Below are 19933 nucleotides of genomic sequence, written 5' to 3' on the forward strand. Positions count from 1 at the left end.
GCATGGGCGCGCATTGCGTGCGCCGATCGCGTGCATTTTCATGCCGCACGTGCAGGGACGCCACATTGCGCCAGGCTGGCAACCACAGGGTCATGGTCATCGCCAACAGACAAGCGCCCGGTGGTGGGCGGCCCAGGGTAGGCTGCGCCACGTATGCCGGATCAGATGACGGCCGGCAAGAGCCACGGTGATGACGTCGAGGCCATCCGCGAAACCGGGTGGTCGGGGCGGATCGGCGGGCATGGGCTGGGTGCGCTCAGTCGATCGGCATCAACCGAGCGCGTCCGGGGGCCGCACCGCCCCGCTAGGCTTGCAGTTTGGCCAGCGCGGCGCCCGCATCGAGGTAGGCGCCGGCCTGTTCGCGGAGGGTCAGTTTGCCGCTCGTTGGAGCGGTGACCTGGGTTTCCATCTTCATGGCTTCCATCACGGCGATCACCTCGCCGGCTGCCACCTGGGCGCCATCTTCGACCAGCCAGGCATGCAGGTTGCCGGAAATCGGCGCTGTCACCAGGCCTTCTTCCGCTGCGGGGGCCGCTGCCTGGGGAGCCGCTTGGGTTTCACCGGCCAGCGGTGCCAGGCCTTGCAGCAATGCACTGGGCAAACCCAGTTCATGGCGTTTGCCGTCGATCTCGATGAAGGTGCGCAGCACGGCGGCATCAGCGGCCGGCAAGGTGCGTGGCGCCAGGGTGATCTGTTCGGCGAAATCGGTCTCGATCCAGCGCGTGTGCACGGCGAAGCGCTCGGGGCCGGTGAAGTCGTCGTGGGCCATCACGGCCTGGTGGAACGGCAGCACCGAGGCGATCCCTTCGATCTGGAATTCGGCCAGCGCACGGCGGGCGCGAGCGATGGCCTGTTCGCGGGTGGCGCCGGTGACAATCAGTTTGGCCATCATCGAGTCGAAGCTGCCGGGCACTTTCGAGCCGCTTTGCACGCCGCTGTCCAGGCGCACGCCGGGACCGCTCGGGGGGCGGAATGCAGCGATCTGCCCCGGGGTGGGCAGGAAGCCCTTGCCGGCATCTTCTGCGTTGATACGGAATTCGAAGCTGTGACCACGGGGTGTTGGCGTTTCGCTGAACGACAGCGGCAGGCCGTCGGCGACACGCAGTTGTTCGATCACCAGATCGATGCCGGTGGTTTCTTCGGTGACCGGGTGTTCGACCTGCAGGCGGGTGTTCACCTCCAGGAACGACAGGGTGCCATCGGCGCTGAGCAGGAACTCCACGGTACCGGCGCCGACGTAGCCAGCCTTGGTGCAGATGGCGTGAGCGGCCTGGTGGATGCGCTGGCGTTGCTCGTCACTGATGAAGGGCGCAGGTGCCTCTTCCACCAGTTTCTGGTTACGCCGCTGCAACGAACAGTCCCGCGTGCCGACCACCACCACGTTGCCATGGGTATCGGCGATCACTTGCGCCTCGATGTGCCGTGGACGGTCGAGGAACTGCTCGACGAAGCATTCGCCACGCCCGAACGCCGCCTCGGCTTCGCGTACTGCCGAGGCGTACAGCTCGGCGACTTCATCCATGCGCCAGGCCACTTTCATGCCCCGCCCACCGCCGCCGAACGCGGCCTTGATGGCGATTGGCAGACCATGCTGCTCGGCGAAGGCCAGCACTTCGGCAGCACTTTGCACCGGGCCGGGCGTACCGGCGACCAGGGGCGCGCCGACCTGCTGGGCAAGCTTGCGGGCCTCGACCTTGTCGCCGAGCACGTCGATGGTTTCCGGGTTGGGGCCGATCCAGATCAGCGCGGCGTCCTGCACGGCACGGGCGAAGTCGGCACGCTCGGAGAGAAAACCGTAGCCCGGGTGCACGGCATCGGCACCGGCGCGTTTGGCGATGGCCAGCAGTTTGCCGATGTCGAGGTAGGTGTCGGCAGGGCGCTCGCCGTCCAGGGCGTAGGCTTCGTCGGCCTGGCGGACGTGCAGGGCGTCGATGTCGGCGTTGGCGTACACGGCCACCGAACCCACGCCGTGATCACGACAGGCGCGGGCAATGCGCACGGCGATTTCACCACGGTTGGCGATTAGTACTTTTTTCATGGGATCTCTTTCACGTCGGCAGTGGAAAGGAGGGCGTCGGCCTGCAGCTCGGCGAACGCATCGATCGGATTGAAGCGGATCTGCGCATTGATCGGTATCTGCCCGGCCAGGTCCAGATGGTGGCTGGCCACGGCGGCGATCACCGGGTAGCCGCCGGTCAGCGGATGGTCGGCAAGAAACAGCACCGGTTGGCCACTGGCAGGCACCTGAATGGCGCCGAGCGAGGTGCCTTCGCTGGGCAGCTCGTCAGGGTTGCAACGCTCCAGCGGCACCTCACCGGCGAGGCGAATGCCCACCCGATTGGATTGCGGGGTGACGCGCCATAGCTGGCTGCTCAGCCGTTCGATGGCGGCTTGGGTGAACCAGTCGCTGCGCGGGCCCATGACCACATCCAGGGTGATCACGTCGTTAGCGGTCGGTAGCGCGAAGGCGGGCGCTTCCTGCACCGATACGCTGCCGCCACCGCTGGTTTCGTTGAAGCCCAGCCGGTCGCCGGCAGCCAGGGCCGGGGGGCCGACCTGGGCCAGGGTGTCGGTGGCCAGGCTGCCCAGCACGGGCGCGACAGCGAAGCCGCCGCGAATCGCCAGGTAGCTGCGCAAACCCGCCTTGGGGGGACCCAGGCTGACGCGGTCGCCGTCTTCCAGTTCGATGGGCTGGTAATTGTCAGGCTGCCACTGCAGGCCGCTGGCGGTGGTCACGGTCAGCGGCGTCTGCGCGCCGGTGACGGCGATGATGGTGCGTCCATGGCAGACGAAGCTCAGGCCGCCGAGCACCACTTCCAGGCCGGCGCTGGCGGAGTCGTTGCCCACGGCGCGATTGGCCGCGCGCAGGGCGCCACGATCCAGCGCGCCGGACATCGACACGCCCTGGTCGGTGTGACCGGCGCGGCCGAGATCCTGCAGCACGCTCTGCAGGCCGGGGGTGAGAATTTCCAGGTGGGCGCCGCTGCATGTTTCGCTGGCCGCGGGCTGTTCGTGCGCTGGCAGGCCGCCGGGCGGTAGTGGCCCGGCATCCGTGAAGCGCACCTTGTAGCCGGGGCGCAGCAGGGCCGGTTCGTCGCGCCCCAGATCCCACATCTGCAAGGGCGTGACGCCGATGATCTGCCAGCCGCCGGGGCTGGCTTTCGGGTAGATGCCACTGAAGTTGCCCGCCAGCGCCACCGCACCAGCCGGGATGCGCGTGCGCGGGGTTGCTCGGCGCGGTACCTGAAAGCCCGCGCCCCCGGTGAGATAACCGAAGCCCGGCGCGAAGCCGCAGAAGGCGACCTCGTAGTCTGCGCTGGTATGGCGGCTGACTACTTCTTCACGGCTGATGCCCAACAAGCTGGCGACCTCGTCGAGATCCTCGCCGTTGTAATGCACGGGGATCTCCACGCGGCGGCTTTCCCGCGTGCTGCGCTGGCTCAGGTCGCGGCGGGCGATGTGGTTGATCAGCACCTGCCGGTCGACAGCACTGGGTCGGTACTGGATCAGCAAGGTGCGCGCTGCCGGGACGATTTCTTCGATGCCGGCTATGGGGGTGGCCTGCAGCGAGTCGAACAGCGCCAGGGTTTCGTCCAGATCGGCCAGTTCCACCAGCAACGCATCCAGATTGACGGGGAGAAAACGCACTGCAAGCTCCTACACGTGGTACGTGCTGTCGGGCACGTCGGTGATGAACATATGGCCTGGCGAATGGGTAATCGCGAACGGCACGCCGGAAGCCATGACGGCCGCCTGGGGCGTGACGCCGCAGGCCCAGAACACGGGTATCTCACCTGCGTCGATACGCACGGGGTCGCCGAAATCCGGTTTCTGCAGGTCGGCGATACCCAGGCGTTGTGGCTCGCCGATATGCACCGGGGCGCCATGCACCGAGGGGTAGCGCCCGGAAATCCCGGCCGCTTCGGCGACGCGATCCGCCGGGATCGGCCGCATCGACACCACCATCTCACCGTGCAGACGGCCTGCGGGGCGGCAGGCGCGGTTGGTGCGGTACATCGGTACGTTGCAGCCATCGGCGATATGCCGTACTTCGATGCCGGCTTCCTGCAGGCCGGTTTCGAAGGTGAAGCTGCAGCCGATCAGAAAGGCCACCAGGTCCGGGTGCTCCGCCCAGGCTGCGCTCGCATCGCTGACCTCTTCGGCCAGCTTGCCGTCGCGCCAGATGCGGTACAGCGGAATGTCGGTACGCAGGTCGGCGCCTTCGGCCAATACGGTACGCGGGCTGCCGGCGTCGCTGACGTCCAGCACCGGGCAGGCCTTCGGGTTGCGCTGGGCGTAGAGCAGGAAGTCGTAGGCCCAGTCGCGGGGCAGGGCGATCAGGTTGGCCTGGGTCATGCCGGGAGCGATACCGGCGGAGGGCGCGATCAGGCCGTTACGGTACCGAGCGCGGGCTTCGCGTGCGGCGGCGATGGCGGCCTGTCGGGCGCGTTGCAGGGCGTTCATCGGGCGGCTCCGGCAAAGGATTGCAGGGCCACGCCGGACTTCTCCAGCAGCTGGCGGACCTCGAGGGCCATCTGAATGGCGCCGGGGCTGTCGCCATGCACGCAGATGGAATCGGCCTCGATCCGCGTCAGGCTACCGTCGATGGCTTCTATGCTGCCGTCTTCGACCAGACGCAGCATGCGCTGCGCGACGTTCTCTGCATCGTGCAGCACGGCGCCCGGCTCACGGCGTGACACCAGGGTGCCTTGCGGGGTGTAGGCACGGTCGGCGAAAGCTTCGGCAACGCAGGTCAGGCCTTCGCCCCGAGCCAGATCGACCAGGCTGGAACCGGCCAGGGCGACCAGCACCAGGCTGGGGTCGACGACGCGTATCGCCTCGATCACCGCCAGGGCCTGGCGCTGGTCATGGGCAATGGTGTTGTACAGCGCACCATGGGGCTTCACGTAGCGCACCGACGTGCCGGCGGCATGGGCCAGCGCCTGCAGTGCGCCGATCTGGTAGATCACATCGGCGGTCAGTTCGTCACTGGCCACGTCCATGTTGCGGCGGCCAAAACCGACCAGGTCCGGATAGGCCACGTGGGCGCCGATGGTCACGCCCTTGGCCGTGGCGGCTTTCAGGGTGCGCAGGATGCCGGCCGGGTCGCCAGCGTGAAAACCGCAGGCGACGTTGGCGCTGGTCACGATGTCGAGCATTGCGGCATCGTCGCCCATGCGCCACTGGCCAAAGCTTTCGCCCAGGTCGCTGTTGAGGTCGATGTTCGGCATGTCGGGTCTCCTTGAGTCAGGCCACGTTGAGGAAAGCGAAGATCGGGACGACCGATTTGGCCGCCATGTACCAAGTCAATGCGCAGGTCAGCGCACCGAGTACCAGCAGCCAGCGCGGGTAGTGGTAGCCCTCCATGAGGTCGGAGCGGCACCAGCCCACGTAGATGAAAATGCTCAGGCCGATCGGCAGGATCAGGCCGTTGAAGCCGCCTGCGAAGACCAGCAGGGCGGCAGGTGGTGTACCGAGCATCAGGTAGACGCCCAAGGATAGGGCGATGAATGCCACGGTCGCCAGGTTGCGGCCGCGCTCGTCGATGGATTGGTTGAAGATGGTGATGAAGGACATCGAGGTGTAGGCCGCACCGATCACGCTGGTGATGCCCGCTGCCCAGAGGATCAGGCCGAAGGCACGCAGCCCGAATTCACCCGCTGCGGCCTGGAAGGCCTGACCCGCCGGGTTGGCGCCCTGGCCCGAGGTATCGATGACCACGCCACTGGCGACGACGCCAAGAATGGCCAGGAACAGGATGTAGCGCATCACCCCGGTGACCATGATGCCGCTCAGTGCAGCCTTGGATACCTCGTTGATGTTTTCCACGCCGACCGTGCCACGATCCAGCAGGCGGTGGGCGCCCGCGTAGGTGATGTAGCCGCCGACCGTGCCGCCTACGATGGTGGTGATGGTCGCGAAGTTGATTTCGTCCGGCCATACCGTCTGGCGCAGCGCCTCACCGAGCGGCGGGTTGGAAGCGAAGGTCACGAAAAGGGTCAGGGCGATCATCATCACCCCCAGTACCACCATGATCCGGTCCACGGCGATGCCGGCGCGGTGCGACATGAAGATGCCGATGGCCACCAGGGCACTGAGTGCGCCGCCCCATTTGGTATCCAGGCCCATCAGTGCGTTGAGGCCCAGACCCGAGCCTGCGATGTTGCCGATATTGAAGACCAGCCCGCCAGAGATCACCAGCACCGCCAGCAGATAGCCACTGCCGGGAATCGCCGCGTTGGCGATGTCCGACGCGCGCATGCGGGTCAGGGTGACGATGCGCCAGACGTTCAGTTGCACCACGAAGTCGATGAGGATCGAGGCCAGGATACCGAACGCGAACGCTGCACCCATGTTCGCCGTGAAGGTAGCGGTCTGGGTGATGAAGCCAGGGCCGATGGCCGAGGTCGCCATCAGGAAGATGGCCGCTATCAGGGAGGAACGACGTGAGCGGGCGAAGTCGCCGGTGGTCTGGGCCTGCATGGAACACTCCTGGTGGCTGGGTGACGTATGCAGGTTGTCAGGCAATCAGCGTGCCAAATGACAGTCTGTGCGCTGTAATTGTTGATTTTATTTGCTTTTATTGTTCAACAATAATTATTTGATTGATGATCTATCTGCACCTTTTTGTTACCTCTTTACTCCGTAGTGATTCGCCATGGTGCGCCAGGTGACACTGTAGCCTCTTGCCTGAAGCGCGCCGCTCGGAGACCATCGTTGCTCTTCGGCTCTGCTTCGTTTGCGTGGAGCCGCCAATGCTCGGTGGACCGGTGATGAACAAAGACGTGCCTGACAACCCGCGAACGCTTGGCGAAACCGTGACCGCGGAAATTCGTCGCAAGCTGGTCGATGGCGAGCTGGTGCCTGGGCAACGGCTTTCCGAGGCGGCGCTGAGCGAAAGCCTGGATATTTCCCGCAACACCCTGCGCGAGGCTTTTCGGGTGCTGACCCAGGAAGGGTTGCTCAAGCATGAACCGAATCGCGGGGTGTTCGTGTCGGTGCCGGACATGGCGTCGATCATCGAAATCTACCGGGCGCGTCGATTCATCGAGTGCCAGGCCCTGGTACAGGCCTACCCCAAGCATCCGGCGGTCAAGCGCATGCGCGAAGCGGTGGCCTCGGCACAGCGCAGCGCCGAAGTGCCTGACTGGGGCGCGGTAGGCACGGCCAACATGGCCTTTCATGCCGCCATCGTCGAACTCGCCGATAGTCAGCGGCTGAACACCTTCTATGGGCACCTGTCCGCCGAGTTGCGCCTGGTGTTCGGCCTGCTCAACGACGCCGAATTCCTGCATGCGCCCTACATCGAGATGAATGCGGCGATTCTCGAGCGCCTGGAAGCGGGGCGGCCAGAGGAGGCGGCCAAAGCGCTGGACAGCTACCTGGTGCAATCCGAGCGCACCATCCTGGCGGCTTATGCGCGGCGTGGCGCCTGAGATCAGTCGACCGTGTAGCTGCCTCGATCCTCCGCGCACAAGCTGCCGCTACTGTTGGCGGCGGTCGCGCAGTTGTCGATGTAGGTCGCCAGGTGATGCAGTTCGATGAACTTGGGCGCCTTGGCGCTGCTGTCCAGGGTGGTCACCGGCAGGTTCAGGCGCCCCGAGGTGATGGCGCGGATGAAGTTGTCCGGACTCAGGTGGCGAAAGTAAACCGTGCGGACCCGGTCGATGGGCACCAGCACGTCGCCGTGGATGCGGAAAAGTAGCTCCAGCGTCTGTAGCGGCACTGGCTGCTCAGGCTGAGTGTTCATGGCAAGGCTCGATGTGGGTAATGACGCTCGTTCCGGTTGACAGGTCGGGTGATCATTCTTCGGCGAAGCGCGACGACTTGAGAATGCCGCCCACCAGGTGGATCTTGCTGACTCCGGCCTGCGGTATGTGGAGGGGCGGGTGGTTCTGGTTGACGCTGTCGAAGCGGTACACACCGTCGCGCAGGTAGATGTACTCCTTGATCATCGTCTGCCCGTCCGAGGTGCGCACCATCACTTCATCGCCCGTGTGGAAGGCCTTGTTCGGTTCGATCAACACGTACTCGCCGTTCTTGATCCGCGGGTGCATGCTGTCGCCGCTCACCCGCAGGCCATAGGCGTTGGGGTCGTCGCTGTGGATACGCAGGTAGCCGTCGCCATGGCCGACGGGAAAGTCGATTTCCTCGAAATACCCATGGGTGCCCAGTTGCGCATGCCCCACCACCGGCACCGTGCCGCCGCGGGCGTGGCCCACGTCCAGGGTGTCTGCCCGTGGCGCGAGTGCCGAGGGCAGCGCGTCGCCACCTGCCAGCTCGGCGAGGCTCACCCCCAGTGCTGGCGCGAGCAGCAGCAGGTCCGCGAGGCTGGGCTCGCGCAAGTCACTTTCGTAGTTGCCGATGCGCGACTGGGATGACCAGCCGCACGCTTCGGCCAGCGCTTGCTGGCTGAGCCCCATGCCTTTACGCAGGTGCTTGATGCGTTTGCCGAGGGTTTCCATGGTGACGCTCCGTTAATCACGATGTGAAATACTTATAGCGTAAACCCACCTTGAATAAAACACGGTTTGTGATTATTTTCAGGGTGTCGGTTACCGCAAAGGCCGGTACCGTCCTTCAACCCGTCGGGCGTCATGAGCGTCAGGGGCCGAGCCGTTATCGCCACCGGCAGGGTGGCAGGAGGAGCGTGGTGATTTCCTATATCGACGAGGCATTGCAGCTGTGGGCCGATGAGCGCCGAGCCGGCGACAACGATGCTGTTTCACTGGGCTGCAACGTCATCGCCTCGCTGATGGCGTCCCAGGGTGTGCTCTACCGTGGCTCGCCGGGTAGCCGTGTGCTGCTCGACAGAGCGGCGGAGATCGAATGGATCGTCGGCAAGCACCTGTCGCCGGAGCTGCGACAGGTGGTCATCGAGCAGTATTGTGCTGGCTCGTTGCCGAGTCATAAGTGGTCAGCCTGTGGCTGCAGTCGCTCACAGTTCTATCGGCGCCTGGGGAAGGCGCACACGATCATCCACTCTCAACTCCTGAAGCGCGCCGCCTGAGCGCGCGTCTCATTTCTGCGCCTGCCGATTCTCCAGCCTGCAGCGCCGCCCGGCGCACGTTTTCCCTCCTGACACCTGGATGTCCTGGCGACACGCTTCGATCACCGTGTCGGCCAGTGCGTACGCCCCTGTTTCGTGGGGCTGCGCTTACCAGACCCGATCGTGTCCGTTTTTTTTCGGCGGGTCTCCGCTGATGGCGGGCGGTGTGTTGTGACACCGGGAATCGGGGGATATAAATTCATCAACGTCAACGAGCTGGGCCCGTCGCCAGCTTGGCGGAGCCCGGCCGGCACGGCCGGGCTTTTTGTTGCCAGCCCTCTGGCGGGCATCCTGCGGGGCGCCGCAAACGGCGTCAAAGATCGTGCACGGCGACTCTTCGTTGCCGTCATCGACTGACCTGATCGGGCAATTCGTGACCCAGAGCCGCGCACGCGCGCGGGCCTCTTTCTTCCGTCCGCAGCGAGACTCGCGACTGTCCTCAGGCAGGCATGAGCCGGTTGCCGTGGCTTCCAATAACAACCCTGTAGATCGGGGACGTCGTCGTGGCCGTTGGCCACGGGGAGGATTTTGATAATGAGCGAGCCCGTAAGCGTGTTGATAGCCGGCACCTTGGGCGTCGACCTGCCCACCATGCTGAATGGCATCAACGGAGAGGCGGCGGTAGGCGCCTTGTTTGGAGCACTGGTGTACTTCACCACCACACACGAGTTGCCGCTATGGAACCGCCTGGCCTTCTTCTTGACCTCATTCGTGATGGGCTACCTGTTCACGCCGGCGATCGTCGATTTCGAACTGTATGGCATGCGTCCTTTTGCCTATTCCGGGCCGGCGGGATTCGCCGGAGCGGGGCTGGTGGTGACGATCATGCTGGCGGCAATCAAGCGTCGCGGGGCTCCACCCGGGGTCGGCACGCGGGGAGGCAACGATGATTAGTGTCGTACTCACACACACGACGTTCTGCCTGTGTGGCGCCGTTTTCGTGCGCTTGTTCACCTACCGCCGGCAGGGTGCCCGGTTCAGGCGCGGCATGAGTTGCATGGCGATGCTGCTGATGGGCAGCTCGGGGTCGGCAATGCTACAGATCATGCTGGGCGACCTGAGGTTGCCGGCACAAGCGTGGTCGCTGGTGTTGCTGCTGGCGGTATTCGCCGTGGCGGTGTTTCGCTCGGGAGGCAACCTGGCCGGGGTCATCCGCGAGAGCCACCCCCAGGGCCCGCCGGTGCATGCCAGCCAGGACAATGAGCGAACCTGACACCGTATCGGGCCGAACTAGCGGCATCGTTTCATAACGAGCGTGTGGCGCCGCACTGCGCTGCGATCACATGCATTACCCCAGGGCCGCTTGCCGGCCCCTTACCCAATGACCTGTTTCACCAACGCCCGCTGTCATGCGGGCTTTTTTTCGTCTGGAGGAAATACCATGAGCATTAAAACCTTCGACCAGATGGTCGCAGCCGGCGAATTCCCGCTGATTGGCTTCAGCGCCGCGGGGCTGGGCAACAACCCTTACGTGGACCCCATCACCACCGCTGCACTCGATACGCACTACCGCACCATCGCGCCTCGAGGGCATCAACCCGACTACATCCAGTCCTATGCGGGCGGCCTGGATGGCAAGCCGTTCGCCGTGCGCCTGCCGTTCGCCGGTGAGCGCATCGCCATTCTCGACGGCGCAGGTGGTTTCACCTTGCGCTCGGGCTACATCGAGGAGATTCGCAAGGCCATCCGTCATGTGCACAGCTGGGGTGGTTATTGCTTGCTCGACATGCACAACTACGCCCGCTGGTACGTGCGCGCATCGGGCCCGGTCGCCGAGCGCACCGTGCAGTCGTTCGCAGACGGCTACGCGTTGTGGACGTCGATTGGCGCCCCGGATTGTCCGGTCGATTACCCCTTGCTGGCGAGTATCTGGGCAGCCATCGCCGAGGCGTTCCAGGACGAGCCCGGGCTATTTGGCTACGGGTTGATGAACGAGCCGCACAATGCCGGTACCGAGGCCGATGGGGGGGTGGACGTCGAGGCCTTATGGGCCGCCAATGCACAGCGCCTGATCAGCGCCGTGCGTGCCGTGGATTCTCGGCACTTCATCACCGTGGCGGGCAATGCCTTCAGCTCGGCGCTGTACTGGCCGGATCGCTCCGACATGCTCAAGGACCTGGTCGATCCCGCCAATCGCCTGCTTTATGAGGCGCATCAGTACCCCGACAAGGAGGGCGTTGGCGGCGGCAAGTGGACGCAGGCCAACGAGTCGGTCAGCTACCGCGATCGGGTGGCTGACTGGCACCCCTACATCGACTGGCTCATCGCCAACGGTAAGCAGGGGATCGCGGGTGAGTTCGGCGGGCCGGATCACGTATCGGGTATGCGCAGCTACTTCACGGCGTTGCACAAATACTTCGATGCCAACCACGTCCTGCGTTTCCAGTGGCTGGCCGGCCCCGGTGATGCCGACGACGCGCCCAACGGCATGGATCGCAAGGACGGCACCCTCAAGCCCAATACACGCTCGCTGATGGCGCGTATCGGCAACACCACCACGGCCTACGGCCCTCGTTGAAGCCATCGACATGGCCCGCTTCGGCGGGCCATGTCGGGCAGGAGAATTCTCATGGCTCGTATCACCGCTGCCCAGGCGGGCGGCACCAACGTACTCGCCTTTCTCGACATGCTCGCCTGGAGCGAAGGCACCTCGACCGTTCCCCACAGTGACGACGGTTACAACGTATTGGTGGGAGGCACGCTGTTCAGCGACTACAGCGCGCACCCGCGCAAACGGATCGACCTGCCGCGCTACGGCATCACGTCCACGGCGGCCGGGCGCTACCAGTTCCTGGCTGGCACCTGGGATTCGATCGCCAGTGTGCACCACTTCCAAGGCCGCTTCACACCGCAGGCGCAGGATATGGGCGCGGTGAAATTGCTGGATGAGTGTGGTGCACTCGGGCATCTCCGTGATGGGCGAATCGAACACGCCATCATGGCTGCTGCGCCGATCTGGGCCAGCCTGCCGGGAGCCGGCTACGGCCAGCGTGAGCACAGGCTCAGCGACCTGTTGGCCAGGTACCGCGCAAGCGGTGGGCAGGTGGAGGCATGAGCGTGTTATCGCTGATCCCGTCGAACTACCGGCTGCTCATGGCGGCCGGCCTGGCCCTGACCTTGCTGGTCGGCGCCGCGGGCCTCGGCTGGCTCGTCCAGGGCTGGAGGCTGGGCGAGCGGATGGCCGAGCAGGGGCGGGAATTCGAGCAGCAGATCGCCCAGCGCGACAAACGCTACGCCGACACCCTGGCCACGGCCCAGAGCGCCGCTGCCAGCGAGGTGCGGCTGGCGCATGACAGACGTCTGACGCTGGAGCGGCAACTGCAGGCCATATCCCAGAACCAACACCGGAGACTTACCGATGCGCAATCAACTGCTACGCGCCTGCGTGATCGCCTGGCTACTGCTGAGCTACGGCTGTCAGTCCTACTCGCCAGCCCCGGTGCCGCAGATGCCGGTGCCGGCGCAGTGTCCCCCACCACCAGTGCCGGACGCCTGGTGGATGGAACCCGTCGAGCCGACATTGACGCAGGATCTGCTCAACGAATTGTCGGCATCGTCGAACGAGGAGACCGGGCGATCATCGCCCTAGGGATGTGCCAGGCATACGCAAGGACGCTCAGCCAGGCGCCTTAGCGCATGGCTATCCGCTGAGCGCCGCCCGGCCGTCAATGGCGGCGCCTGCTGCCCGGGGCGGACGTCGGGAATCCGCTTGTGCCAAGAGGCTTCGGCTGGCTCGAGGCCAGCCTTGCGTCCCGTACCAAGCCAGGTGCAACTGATGCCGATCAGGGGTTGCCGGGGTGTTCGACGATTTGTTCGGCTATCGCCGTGCCGGCCACATCAGCTTGGCTGTCGATGAAGATGGCCAGGTGGCGGATGTCGATGAACTTGGGGGCCTTGGCGCTGCTGTCGAGCGTGACAACGGGCAAGCCGAGTCGGCCAGTGTTCAGGGCCCGGGTGAAGTTGTCGCCGTTCAGGTTGCGAAAGTAGCGGTCGCGTACCAGTTGGACGGGAGCGAGCACGTCGCCAAATGTGCGAAACAGCATCTCGACGGTCTGCGCACGCGGCACTGGTGGTGGGCACAGCGCATGCTGGCTCATGCCACGTCCTTACTGGTCGCGGCCAGTTGGCTTGCCAGGCGTTGCAGGGGCAGCGTGCCGCTTCGCCGGCCGGGCATCGGCGCGGGTGTTGACTGTTGGGTACTCGCAATATCGCGCTTGAGGGTGGCCACGCATGTGCGGGCGGTCGAGCCGAACGCAACAAAACGAGGCAGCGGGGATGTGCTGGTGTGCGGTTCGACGATGGCACCAAGCTCCACCCCCTCCAGTCCATCGCCCAGGCGCAGCACCGCACGGACACGGTATTGGTCACCCAGGTCTTTACGCATGTGGTCCAGGGTCGCCTTGAGCAGCATATGCTCGCGCTGCAGGGACGCTCTTCTGCTGGACAGCGACACGCCGGCTGCCGTGGCGGCTAGCGTCAGGTTGGCCAGAACCTTCTCTGGCGTGAAACGTTCGCGCTCGAGTTGCAGCAACTCGATCAACAAGGTCTCAATCAATTCAGTGTCCATGCTGCTTCCTCTTCGGGTGTTCCCAGGCGATCTCTACGTGCGTGCACCAGGGCGCTCAGGTGTTGCGCCCTTTTCAGGCATTGCTTTGAGCATCGAGCGCCGCATGGGGCCAGGCCGTTTGGCGGGCTCTTCGAAAGGCTGGCTGAGGTTCATGGCGGTCTCTCATGCTGCGGCCGCGTTTCGCGGTGGCGCTGGTGTGAGTCCGTTCGATGGCCATCAGCAAGGGTTTGACGCACTCGGGCTCGCTGCCATGCACGCTGAACAGGGCATTACGCGTACACAGCGACCCAATCGGTTTGGCTGGTCCGTAGCGTGCGCCTGCCTTGGACCCAGCCTGGCCGGGGGCGAAGATCAACTTGGCTGGGCTGCGTGGATACGAAGGGGCTGTTACAGACATGGCGGGCTACCTCGGCTCCGTGATGAAGAGACGAGATAAATCTACAGGCTGGATTGTTACTTGGTCAACAGTTTTGCTTGTTATAGTTGTTGCACTTTCCACATCCCCCGGCCACAAATCTGCCACTCTTCGGTGACCTGGATGTAGCGCGGCTTCCAGTCGGGATTCAGCGCTTCAAGGAACCACATGCCGTCTTCCTGGCGCAGCCGCTTGAAGGTGACCGAGTTGGAACTGGTCAGCTTGGCGACCACGAAGTCGCCGGGCGTGGCTTCGCGGCTCGGGTCGATGACCACCTTGTCGCCGTCGTTGAAGCTGATCGGATCGGTTGGGCTGTGCATGCTGAACCCCTCGATTCGCAGCACGAACGCATTCGGCCCAACAGGGCCAGGCGCGTCAATCCATTCCTCCGCGTCGCCAGGCTGGAAGTTATCGACAGCTTCGCACCAGGTGCCTGCGGCTACTGAACCTATCACGGGCAGTTTCCTTTCTGCTGTTCCAACCACTACCGCGCTGGCGTAGTGGGGCGGTGTTTCCTGGGCCGTGTCAGGGCCAAGGCCGACGGGGTCTATTGCCTGAGGCGGGATGCCGAGAACGCGCGCAATCTGTGTCAGGTACTTCGAGTGCTTGGTCTTGCCGCTTTCAATCGCAGCGTAGGACTGCTGGGTGAATGCAACGCCTCCCAGCAATGCGCGGACCCGGGAAGCGACCTCGCCCTGTGACAGCTTGAGTTCGTTACGGCGTTTGGTGAAAAGGCCGGCGATGACCTTCTGGCGTTCGGCTTGAGTATTCATCGCTGCAGTTTACAAATTTATTTGTAGACAGGAAAACAAAAAAAACTGTTGATTGCCTACAGTTTTGCTTGTAGCTTGGCTCGGGCTTCACAAGAGGTTTATACCGGGGACTTCTATGCCGTTCATGGCCGAAGCGTTCGCCGTGGCTGCAGGTACCACCAGGGGCCGCTCCGCTTTGTCGAGAATGCTGCCTGACCGAGGTCGTGGGTTTTCCGGCCATTCGCTGCAGAGCCCGCCGCCGAACCTGAAGTCACATAGAAAAAAGGCGCCATGGGCGCCCTGATTCCCGGTGCCGCTGTCGCGGTAACCGCCAGTGCACGGATGCCCTGGGTTGCCTGCCGTCTCCACCACAGATCGGGCGGGCTGGAGCTGCGGGGCTCATGCGGAGCATGGGCCTCGCTACTTGGGTGCAAAGGTCTCTCCACCACAGATCGGCCGTTGCACGTGACCACATGACGAGTGACCACGACGCAACTGTATCAAGCAGAGGTACCGAGGTCACTGGCAGCTTATAGAGGAGCACTGCCATGTACCGTTCAAGTCGGTGCAGTGTCGAACGCGTCAAGCGTCCGACCCTGACACCCTTTCAGGCACTGCGCAATGCCGCAGGCGATCATCCGGGCGGCGTGACCGCCGTTGGTGGCTACAACCTCACGACGCTCGATCCCGACGGGGCCAGTACCGCCCGTATGGGCGTTGAGCCGAGCATTCGCGATGGTGCGTTTTCGGAGGCGACCCGTGACCGGTGCATCGTCGACGCGGTGCCACTGTCGACTGGCCATGCCGAGCACGGGCGACGGGCAGTACTCGTGCATGAAAAGCACACGGAGGACCGCACGGATGGCTGATATAGCGGATATCGCGAATGACCTGATGCAGTTGCGGTTGGATCATCAACTGGCAAGTCTCAGGCTGGCCAGGCAATGCCCGGTTGCTGAGGCGTGTGAGGAGTGCGGCGATGTCATTCCTGTCGAGCGCGTACAGGCGCTGGCCAAGATGCCCTGCCTTCGTTGCGTTGAGTGCCAGGACTTGCATGAGCGGCGCGGAGGTGAAACGTGGGCGTAAACACACCCGTCAACCAGCATGAGTACCTGAAGGATGACACCGGTAGCGGGCCGGGCTACACGCGTGGTCATGCGTACATCAGGCCTGCCGAATGGAAGAGCGGGCCTGTTGCTCTTGGCCAGCACAGAAAGGAGTATGCATTTTGATTCCCGAGATGGATGAGATGCTCAAGTTGTGGGCGCGTGATATGCACGGCGGGCCCGATACAGGGGGCGCCGGCAGTTCGGTATTGGGGCAACTGATGGATTGCAAGGGAGACGTGATCCGGGGCTCGCGTGGCGGATCGCGCATGTTGCTGCCGTGGAGTGCCGATATCGAATTGATCATCAATAAGCACTTGGACGCGCAGCTCGCCCTGGTGCTGCGCGAGCACTACTTGTGTCGTGACCCGGATCGACTGGACAGCCAGAAGTACACGGCATGTGGTTGTGGTCGTTCGCAGTTCTATCAGCGCCTGCACAGCGCGCACCTTGCCGTCGCAGGCATGCTACTCGCTCGCGCCGTGTAATCGGCGTACCTTCCTTGCTCGTCCCACCTACGCTTTGAGCGGGTGGGACGCCCCTGGCCCGCTTCGACCGTGGCGCCGTCCCGCTTCCCCACTTCCCCATACGCACGCGCAGGGCAGTGCGCGTGTATCGCGTGCAGCATTATTTCTCACTCTCCCTGCGGGAGAAGCGCGTGAGAACTGAGACGGCAGGGCAAGTCGTTGATTCTGATGGTTTTCAATCGTCCCTCTCGGTTCCGGGTCGGCGGGGGCGGTAGGCCGTCTCTCTGTGCCGGGAGCACTTAAAACGTTGTATGTCCGTTTTTTCTCGGTACGTTTCCGCTGATCGCAGTACGGCTCGACCTCTCGCTTGCTGGCACCGGAATGGAGGGGTATAAATTAGTCATCTTCAACGAGGTGCGTTACCAGCCCTCGGATCTAAAGCCCGGCCCCAGCGCCGGGTTTTTTGTTTGTGATGCTCGACAGTGGGTGCGCAGTGCCCATGAGCGGGATACTTAAAGGAAAGCCTCGTCGAACAGATGGTGTGAAACGGGGCTTCTTTGTTTATAGCCGTTTGCCGGCAGGGAGATTTCATATGAGCGACCCGGCAAGCGCTGCTGCTTTCACGGTTGCCGGCGCTGCAGGTGCAGGGCTCGCTGGTTTTCTTGCAGGTGTCGACGGCGATGCGGCAACCGGGGCGCTGTGTGGCGCTTTGGTCTTCGTCATGGCGCGCCCGGATCTGGGGTTGATCGAGCGATGGGTGTACTTCGTTGTCAGCTTCGTGATGGGCTACCTGTTCAGCCCGGCGTTGACCGACTTGGAGTTCCAGGGCATCCGCCCCTTCGCGTACTCAGGCCCGGCAGCATTCGCTTCAGCGGCTCTTGTGGTGACCGTCACGGTGGTCGCGATAAAGCGGCGTGGACCGGCCCCACCCGCAACGGGAGAGGCTGATGGCTAGCTTGATCATGACGCAGGTCACGTTCTGGTTGTGCATGGCGTTGTTCATGCGGTTGTTCACTTTCCAGCGAGGTACGCTGCGCTTTCGTCGGGGTATGTCGTGCCTGGCGTGGGTGACAATGGCGAGCGCTGGGGCAGCCGTCATCCACATCGCTCGAGGTGACTTGACCCTGCCGCGGCCTGCCTGGCCATTGGTGGCGCTGCTGGCTGTGTTCACCTGGCTGGTGTGGCGAGCGCGCGGCAACCTGGCTGGCGTGCTGCGCTCCGAAGGCCCTTGTTGGAATGGTGTTGATCGGCGACGTGCCGATGTGGCGAGTGATAAGTAATCGCCGGTCGAAGCGGCGCGGCTCGAACCTGAAACCGGGTCGGTCCGATGCACCGGCATGGGCGTTTTCGTTGAACGCCAGATTACCCGATGACGCACGCTGTGGTTTGAAATGCGGCTGCGCACGCCTAGTGTAAACGTCGTGAATGCCCGGTGGTGCAGGACGCCGGTTGCGAACTCGATCATGGCGTGCCGCTGGGCGCGATGCCTGCCATCCGAGGTCGAGTTCGCCGCGGAGCATCACCAGCAATGCTTCACCACGCCGTGAGCAGCGAGGGCCTTGTCCCCATACACCGCTCCAGGCCATGGTCGCGATACTGCCTACCGAGCATCGCAGCACGGCAAGCCGACAAGAACAGCAGATACCGCTGACGAGTACGTCGAGCGAGCGACACGCTGCTCGGTAGCAGTGCCGGCCGCATTCTCGCCGATGAACCCTGCATCTTGGCCAACGGCCAGCTCTGGTCGATGGGCCTCCCGTGGGCGTCCATTGCCGAGAGCACGCATCCTGAACCTTTATCACAGACCAAGAACCGCCATAGATCGGGCCATCAAGCGTGCCGTCAGGAACGCTGCCCAGGAGTAAGTATGTACCCACCGATATTCGAAACCGCCATCGCCTCAGATGCCGTGCTGGCAACCCTGGGCTCGAGCCCCACCCGGCTTTATACCTTTGGCGACGTCCCAGAGGGAGTGATTCATCCCTATGCGGTCTGGCAAACCATCGGCGGTGCGCCGAAAAATTATCTGGACGGCCGCCCGGACATCGACCTGTTCACCCTGCGAGTAAGGGTGTATGGCGACACCATCGACAGTATTCGTCAGGTGGCGGCAGCGCTACGCGACGCCATCGAGCCACAGGCCCACATCACGCGCTGGCGTAGTGAACGCAAGGATACCGAGACCGGCTATTACTGCCTGTCCTTCGACCTGGACTGGCAGGTCGATCGCTGAACACACCGTTAACACCCCCGACCGCTCAGGCGGTTTTTTTGTACCTGAAACACACTAGGAGAAGTAACCATGGCAGTTAAAACCCAAGGTAGTCAGCTGTTCGGGCTGTTCCCATCCCTGACCACGCCCGGCGATTTCGTCGTCTTGCAGGTCGAGAACATGAACAACTTCAATGGGGGCGGCAACCCGGCCGACCAGATCACCATCGAGAGCCTGGACAAGACCAGCCGCGAGTACCTAAAGGGCTTGCGCACGCCTGGCCAGGCAACCTTTACCATCGATGCGGACCCGCGCAACGAGTCGCACGCGCGCCTGCACCAGGCCGCCGAGTCGGATGACGAAGTCTACGACTCGATCCGCTGGGTGCTGGGCTGGTCGGACGGCCCGAAAGATGCGCAAGGTGGTTCGACCGCCTTGCCGACGCTGAATGCAGAGGGCGACGATTTCGTGTTGCCGACCTCGCGCACCTGGTTCCTGTTCGACGGCTACGTGGGCGATTTCCCCTTCGACTTCGCCGCCAATACCACCGTGAAAACCGCCGTATCCATTCAACGCTCCGGCAAGGGCGCGTGGATTCGCAAGGCCTAAGGTAGCTACCATGCAGCTCAACCTCGATACCCTGAAAACCCTGGGCGCCTTCACCGGCGCCCCGGTCGAGAAAACCATTACCTGGGCCATGGCTGGCAAGGACCACACGGCGACCGTTCATGTACGGCCGCTGTCCTACAGCTCCACTGTGGTCGATCTGCTGGCTCGGCGCGACGGGCTGGATGGCGTGGCCGGGCGGATCGCCAGCAGCATCGTCGACGCAGACGGCAAGCCGGTGTTCACCATCGCCGACATAACCGGCGAGGCCGACCCTGCTCGCGGCCCGCTCGACGGCAACCTGACCATCGCGTTACTGGCCGTGATCGGCGAGGTCAATGGGCTGGGAAAGCCCATGCCGGAAGCGAAGCCCCCACGCAAGTCCTCTGCGAAGAAGACGAACTCTGGCACGAGTTAGTACTTAACGGAGTCGGTGGGCGCACTATCGCCGAGGCCAAGGAACGGCTCAGCTACCCCGAGTTTCTGTCCTGGATACGCTTTCGCAACACGCGTGGCACCCTGCACCTGGGCATGCGCGTGGATCGGGGGGCTGCCCTGCTGGCGACCCTCTATGCGAACCTGAGAATCAAGGAGGGAGGCTACAGCGTCGCTGACTTCATGCCGTTCGCGGAACAGCGTGAACCGACGGTGGAAGATGCGATGGCGGCGTGGGGGTGATGCTGCACGGGTAGATCGCGACTCTCCCGGCAGGGGAGCGGCATGAAGCCAGTGGTTACAGAGCAGGCATCCAAGCGCCAC

At 63.8% G+C, this 19933-nt stretch carries 25 protein-coding genes; 15 read left to right on the forward strand and 10 right to left on the reverse strand.

Features of this window, described 5'->3' with window-relative positions:
- Positions 1-304 precede the first annotated feature (304 nt).
- From BLR94_RS23325 to BLR94_RS23345, 5 genes are read right to left on the reverse strand one after another with little or no spacing between them, the layout of a single operon-like run.
- Positions 305-2038, reverse strand: coding sequence for an acetyl/propionyl/methylcrotonyl-CoA carboxylase subunit alpha (locus tag BLR94_RS23325; protein ID WP_084308301.1), 1734 nt, complete (start codon positions 2036-2038; stop codon positions 305-307).
- Positions 2035-3648 (reverse strand): 5-oxoprolinase subunit B/C family protein, encoded by a 1614-nt coding sequence (locus BLR94_RS23330; protein WP_084308302.1) that lies wholly within the window; start codon positions 3646-3648, stop codon positions 2035-2037. Before BLR94_RS23330 ends, BLR94_RS23325 begins: the two co-directional genes overlap by 4 nt.
- A 9-nt stretch (positions 3649-3657) precedes the next feature.
- Complete coding sequence (locus BLR94_RS23335; protein WP_084308303.1) at positions 3658-4464, reverse strand: putative hydro-lyase; 807 nt, start codon at positions 4462-4464, stop codon at positions 3658-3660.
- Positions 4461-5231 carry a LamB/YcsF family protein gene (locus BLR94_RS23340; protein WP_084308304.1) on the reverse strand — a complete coding sequence of 257 codons (771 nt, stop codon included), beginning with the start codon at positions 5229-5231 and terminating at the stop codon, positions 4461-4463. Before BLR94_RS23340 ends, BLR94_RS23335 begins: the two co-directional genes overlap by 4 nt.
- A gap of 16 nt (positions 5232-5247) precedes the next feature.
- Complete coding sequence (locus BLR94_RS23345; RefSeq protein WP_084308305.1) at positions 5248-6483, reverse strand: NRAMP family divalent metal transporter; 1236 nt, start codon at positions 6481-6483, stop codon at positions 5248-5250.
- Between the two features lie 290 nt (positions 6484-6773).
- Here BLR94_RS23345 and BLR94_RS23350 point away from each other — a divergent pair, with 290 nt between their 5' ends.
- The gene (locus BLR94_RS23350) at positions 6774-7436 is read left to right on the forward strand and encodes a GntR family transcriptional regulator (protein WP_084308361.1); all 663 of its coding nucleotides are present in this window, start codon (positions 6774-6776) and stop codon (positions 7434-7436) included.
- Positions 7437-7438: 2 nt separating this feature from the next.
- Here BLR94_RS23350 and BLR94_RS23355 read toward each other — a convergent pair whose 3' ends face one another.
- Both BLR94_RS23355 and BLR94_RS23360 read right to left on the reverse strand, forming a co-directional pair.
- Entirely contained in the window at positions 7439-7750 is a 312-nt protein-coding gene (locus tag BLR94_RS23355; RefSeq protein WP_084308306.1) for a pyocin activator PrtN family protein, read from the reverse strand.
- Between the two features lie 52 nt (positions 7751-7802).
- A complete protein-coding gene (locus BLR94_RS23360) occupies positions 7803-8465 on the reverse strand; it encodes an XRE family transcriptional regulator (RefSeq protein ID WP_084308307.1) in 663 nt (220 codons plus the stop codon).
- Between the two features lie 188 nt (positions 8466-8653).
- On the opposite strand from BLR94_RS23360, the gene BLR94_RS23365 reads away from it, so the two are divergent.
- From BLR94_RS23365 to BLR94_RS27610, 6 genes are all read left to right on the forward strand, one after another.
- Positions 8654-9010: a PA0613 family protein gene (locus BLR94_RS23365; protein ID WP_084308308.1), complete on the forward strand. Its 357-nt coding sequence runs from the start codon at positions 8654-8656 to the stop codon at positions 9008-9010.
- Between the two features lie 573 nt (positions 9011-9583).
- Positions 9584-9943 carry a putative holin gene (locus BLR94_RS23370; protein WP_084308309.1) on the forward strand — a complete coding sequence of 120 codons (360 nt, stop codon included), beginning with the start codon at positions 9584-9586 and terminating at the stop codon, positions 9941-9943.
- Positions 9936-10262 (forward strand): phage holin family protein, encoded by a 327-nt coding sequence (locus tag BLR94_RS23375; RefSeq protein WP_084308310.1) that lies wholly within the window; start codon positions 9936-9938, stop codon positions 10260-10262. Before BLR94_RS23370 ends, BLR94_RS23375 begins: the two co-directional genes overlap by 8 nt.
- 168 nt (positions 10263-10430) lie before the next feature.
- A complete protein-coding gene (locus BLR94_RS23380; protein WP_167359800.1) occupies positions 10431-11567 on the forward strand; it encodes a glycoside hydrolase family 5 protein in 1137 nt (378 codons plus the stop codon).
- 51 nt (positions 11568-11618) lie between these two features.
- A complete protein-coding gene (locus BLR94_RS23385; RefSeq protein ID WP_084308312.1) occupies positions 11619-12104 on the forward strand; it encodes a glycoside hydrolase family 24 protein in 486 nt (161 codons plus the stop codon).
- Positions 12101-12682 (forward strand): lysis system spanin subunit, encoded by a 582-nt coding sequence (locus tag BLR94_RS27610; RefSeq protein WP_167359801.1) that lies wholly within the window; start codon positions 12101-12103, stop codon positions 12680-12682. The genes BLR94_RS23385 and BLR94_RS27610 overlap by 4 nt, the downstream gene beginning before the upstream one ends.
- Before the next feature lie 149 nt (positions 12683-12831).
- Here BLR94_RS27610 and BLR94_RS23400 read toward each other — a convergent pair whose 3' ends face one another.
- From BLR94_RS23400 to BLR94_RS23410, 3 genes are all read right to left on the reverse strand, one after another.
- Complete coding sequence (locus BLR94_RS23400; RefSeq protein WP_084308315.1) at positions 12832-13146, reverse strand: pyocin activator PrtN family protein; 315 nt, start codon at positions 13144-13146, stop codon at positions 12832-12834.
- On the reverse strand, positions 13143-13616 hold the full coding sequence (locus tag BLR94_RS23405) for a hypothetical protein (protein WP_084308316.1): 474 nt from the start codon (positions 13614-13616) through the stop codon (positions 13143-13145). Before BLR94_RS23405 ends, BLR94_RS23400 begins: the two co-directional genes overlap by 4 nt.
- Before the next feature lie 477 nt (positions 13617-14093).
- Positions 14094-14804 carry a LexA family transcriptional regulator gene (locus BLR94_RS23410; RefSeq protein WP_084308317.1) on the reverse strand — a complete coding sequence of 237 codons (711 nt, stop codon included), beginning with the start codon at positions 14802-14804 and terminating at the stop codon, positions 14094-14096.
- 527 nt (positions 14805-15331) lie between these two features.
- Between BLR94_RS23410 and BLR94_RS23415 the strand changes: the two genes are divergently transcribed.
- The 8 genes from BLR94_RS23415 (at position 15332) to BLR94_RS28345 (ending at position 19852) form a co-directional block, all read left to right on the forward strand.
- A complete protein-coding gene (locus BLR94_RS23415; RefSeq protein ID WP_084308318.1) occupies positions 15332-15652 on the forward strand; it encodes a hypothetical protein in 321 nt (106 codons plus the stop codon).
- 359 nt (positions 15653-16011) lie between these two features.
- The gene (locus BLR94_RS23425) at positions 16012-16377 is read left to right on the forward strand and encodes a PA0613 family protein (protein ID WP_167359802.1); all 366 of its coding nucleotides are present in this window, start codon (positions 16012-16014) and stop codon (positions 16375-16377) included.
- A 571-nt stretch (positions 16378-16948) separates the two neighbouring features.
- Positions 16949-17311 (forward strand): putative holin, encoded by a 363-nt coding sequence (locus tag BLR94_RS23430; protein WP_084308321.1) that lies wholly within the window; start codon positions 16949-16951, stop codon positions 17309-17311.
- Positions 17304-17636, forward strand: coding sequence for a phage holin family protein (locus tag BLR94_RS23435; protein ID WP_084308322.1), 333 nt, complete (start codon positions 17304-17306; stop codon positions 17634-17636). The genes BLR94_RS23430 and BLR94_RS23435 overlap by 8 nt, the downstream gene beginning before the upstream one ends.
- A gap of 587 nt (positions 17637-18223) precedes the next feature.
- Positions 18224-18589: a tail completion protein gp17 gene (gene gp17 / locus BLR94_RS23445; protein ID WP_084308324.1), complete on the forward strand. Its 366-nt coding sequence runs from the start codon at positions 18224-18226 to the stop codon at positions 18587-18589.
- A gap of 69 nt (positions 18590-18658) precedes the next feature.
- Positions 18659-19177, forward strand: coding sequence for a phage tail tube protein (locus BLR94_RS23450; protein ID WP_084308325.1), 519 nt, complete (start codon positions 18659-18661; stop codon positions 19175-19177).
- 10 nt (positions 19178-19187) lie between these two features.
- Positions 19188-19592 carry a phage tail assembly chaperone family protein, TAC gene (locus tag BLR94_RS23455; RefSeq protein ID WP_084308326.1) on the forward strand — a complete coding sequence of 135 codons (405 nt, stop codon included), beginning with the start codon at positions 19188-19190 and terminating at the stop codon, positions 19590-19592.
- A 26-nt stretch (positions 19593-19618) separates the two neighbouring features.
- Positions 19619-19852: a phage tail assembly protein T gene (locus BLR94_RS28345; protein ID WP_084308327.1), complete on the forward strand. Its 234-nt coding sequence runs from the start codon at positions 19619-19621 to the stop codon at positions 19850-19852.
- The last annotated feature ends 81 nt before the right edge of the window (positions 19853-19933 follow it).

The organism is Phytopseudomonas flavescens, assembly GCF_900100535.1.
Taxonomy (GTDB): Bacteria; Pseudomonadota; Gammaproteobacteria; order Pseudomonadales; family Pseudomonadaceae; genus Aquipseudomonas; species Aquipseudomonas flavescens.

Coding starts and splice junctions, on each gene's coding strand:
- BLR94_RS23325 (WP_084308301.1), bottom strand. CDS start 2,038: ATGAAAAAAGTACTAATCGCCAACCGTGGTGAAATCGCCGTGCGCATT.
- BLR94_RS23335 (WP_084308303.1), bottom strand. CDS start 4,464: ATGAACGCCCTGCAACGCGCCCGACAGGCCGCCATCGCCGCCGCACGC.
- BLR94_RS23340 (WP_084308304.1), bottom strand. CDS start 5,231: ATGCCGAACATCGACCTCAACAGCGACCTGGGCGAAAGCTTTGGCCAG.
- BLR94_RS23345 (WP_084308305.1), bottom strand. CDS start 6,483: ATGCAGGCCCAGACCACCGGCGACTTCGCCCGCTCACGTCGTTCCTCC.
- BLR94_RS23350 (WP_084308361.1), top strand. CDS start 6,774: ATGAACAAAGACGTGCCTGACAACCCGCGAACGCTTGGCGAAACCGTG.
- BLR94_RS23355 (WP_084308306.1), bottom strand. CDS start 7,750: ATGAACACTCAGCCTGAGCAGCCAGTGCCGCTACAGACGCTGGAGCTA.
- BLR94_RS23360 (WP_084308307.1), bottom strand. CDS start 8,465: ATGGAAACCCTCGGCAAACGCATCAAGCACCTGCGTAAAGGCATGGGG.
- BLR94_RS23370 (WP_084308309.1), top strand. CDS start 9,584: ATGAGCGAGCCCGTAAGCGTGTTGATAGCCGGCACCTTGGGCGTCGAC.
- BLR94_RS23375 (WP_084308310.1), top strand. CDS start 9,936: ATGATTAGTGTCGTACTCACACACACGACGTTCTGCCTGTGTGGCGCC.
- BLR94_RS23380 (WP_167359800.1), top strand. CDS start 10,431: ATGAGCATTAAAACCTTCGACCAGATGGTCGCAGCCGGCGAATTCCCG.
- BLR94_RS23385 (WP_084308312.1), top strand. CDS start 11,619: ATGGCTCGTATCACCGCTGCCCAGGCGGGCGGCACCAACGTACTCGCC.
- BLR94_RS27610 (WP_167359801.1), top strand. CDS start 12,101: ATGAGCGTGTTATCGCTGATCCCGTCGAACTACCGGCTGCTCATGGCG.
- BLR94_RS23400 (WP_084308315.1), bottom strand. CDS start 13,146: ATGAGCCAGCATGCGCTGTGCCCACCACCAGTGCCGCGTGCGCAGACC.
- BLR94_RS23405 (WP_084308316.1), bottom strand. CDS start 13,616: ATGGACACTGAATTGATTGAGACCTTGTTGATCGAGTTGCTGCAACTC.
- BLR94_RS23410 (WP_084308317.1), bottom strand. CDS start 14,804: ATGAATACTCAAGCCGAACGCCAGAAGGTCATCGCCGGCCTTTTCACC.
- BLR94_RS23415 (WP_084308318.1), top strand. CDS start 15,332: ATGTACCGTTCAAGTCGGTGCAGTGTCGAACGCGTCAAGCGTCCGACC.
- BLR94_RS23430 (WP_084308321.1), top strand. CDS start 16,949: ATGAGCGACCCGGCAAGCGCTGCTGCTTTCACGGTTGCCGGCGCTGCA.
- BLR94_RS23435 (WP_084308322.1), top strand. CDS start 17,304: ATGGCTAGCTTGATCATGACGCAGGTCACGTTCTGGTTGTGCATGGCG.
- gp17 (WP_084308324.1), top strand. CDS start 18,224: ATGTACCCACCGATATTCGAAACCGCCATCGCCTCAGATGCCGTGCTG.
- BLR94_RS23450 (WP_084308325.1), top strand. CDS start 18,659: ATGGCAGTTAAAACCCAAGGTAGTCAGCTGTTCGGGCTGTTCCCATCC.
- BLR94_RS23455 (WP_084308326.1), top strand. CDS start 19,188: ATGCAGCTCAACCTCGATACCCTGAAAACCCTGGGCGCCTTCACCGGC.